1 pseudogene is annotated in these 273 nt (G+C 61.2%); it reads right to left on the bottom strand.

The window, feature by feature from the left end:
* Window positions 1-237, bottom strand: a pseudogene (locus tag ABG80_RS17590) (protein rep); the annotation flags it as partial.
* Between the last annotated feature and the right edge of the window lie 36 nt (window positions 238-273).

Raw genomic sequence — 273 nt, 5'->3', positions numbered from 1 at the left:
TCGGAAGCACCCAGCAGAACCAAGAAGGCGTTTCCCCTTGAGCGTCTGAAAGGCATGCCATGTATCGGCAACCGGCTGATCGCTGAACTTGACGGCGTACTTGAAAACCTCCATGAACCCCTCGGCGGGATCTCCACCGATGGGCCGCACATCAACGATGAAGCTGTCCCCGGTGATCTGGTGCCAATCCCGCGACAAGCGCTCCTGGCTGGGCTCGACCTCGGCCAAGGCGATCATGTGCAGGTGCGGGTGCCACTGGCCCGAGTTGTCTCC

Source organism: Aquabacterium parvum, from assembly GCF_001447195.1.
Taxonomy (GTDB): Bacteria; Pseudomonadota; Gammaproteobacteria; order Burkholderiales; family Burkholderiaceae_C; genus Aquabacterium; species Aquabacterium parvum.
The sequence above is the reverse complement of the archived record's forward strand: the minus strand, read 5'-3'. Positions and strand labels throughout refer to the sequence as shown.